The 1,117-nt window shown below is 64.7% G+C and carries 1 protein-coding gene; it reads right to left on the reverse strand.

The annotated features are described in order from the left end of the window. Positions 1 to 1,099: condensation domain-containing protein (locus H4N64_RS44140; protein ID WP_336246988.1), on the reverse strand; the 1,099-nt coding region annotated here is incomplete at its 3' end. Positions 1,100 to 1,117: the final 18 nt, after the last annotated feature.

Consider the following 1,117-nt stretch of genomic DNA (forward strand, 5'->3'; position numbering starts at 1 on the left):
TGTTGTTTTGGAAGGCGAGGGAGGTTTGGAAGAGGGGGTGGTGGGCGGTGGTGCGGGTGGGGTTGAGGAGTTCGACGAGTTGTTCGAAGGGTGCGTCTTGGTTGGCGTAGGCGGCGAGTGCTTTTTCGCGGGTTTGGGTGAGGAGGTCGGTGAAGGTGTCGGTGGGGTGGAGGTGGAGGCGGAGGATCCAGGTGTTGACGAAGAATCCGATGAGGTTGTTGAGGGCGTCGTCGGTGCGGCCGGCGATGGGTGAGCCGAGGGGGATGTCGGGGCCGGCTCCGAGTTTGTTGAGGAGGAGGGCGAGGGCGGCTTGGGTGATCATTGCGGGGGTGACGCCGTGTTGGTGGGCGAGGTGTTCGATGGCGTCGCGGGTGTCGGGGTCGATGTGGAGGGGGTGTATGTCGCCGTGGTAGCTGGCGGTGGGGGGTCGGGGTCGGTCGAAGGGGAGTGTGGTTTGTTCGGGGAGGTCGGCGAGTTCGGTTTTCCAGTAGGTGAATTGTTGTGAGATGAGGGAGTCGGGGTCGTCTTCGGTGCCGAGGATGTCGTGTTGCCAGAGGGTGTAGTCGGCGTATTGGACGGGGAGTGGTTCCCAGTCGGGTGTGTGTCCGTGGCTGCGTGCGGTGTAGGCGTCGGACAGGTCGCGCATGAGGGGGACGAGGGACCATCCGTCGGCGGCGATGTGGTGGACGACCAGGATCAGTGTGCATTGCTCGTCGTCGTCGGTGGTGATGATTCGGGCGCGTATCGGGATTTCTGTTTCCAGGTCGAATTCGTGCCGGGCGACCTGGGCGATGAGCGTTTCGAGCTGTGCCGGTGTGCTGGTGTGCAGCACCTCGACGGGGGTGTCGGCGGTTTCGGCGGGCAGTATGCGCTGTACCGGTGTGCCGTCGGTTTCGGTGAATACGGTGCGGAGGCTTTCGTGCCGTCGTATGACGTCGTTGATCGCGGCTGTGAGGGCGTGGGTGTCGGGTTGGGTGTGCAGCCGGAGTCGCATCGGGACGTTGTAGGTTGCCGAGGGTCCTTCGAAGCGGTGCAGGAACCACAGTCGGCGCTGCGCGAACGACAGCGGCAGTTGTTGGGGGCGGGGCCGTGGCGCCACCGGGATCTGCACCGGCCG

Source organism: Streptomyces cupreus (assembly GCF_014257025.1).
GTDB lineage: Bacteria > Actinomycetota > Actinomycetes > Streptomycetales > Streptomycetaceae > Streptomyces > Streptomyces cupreus.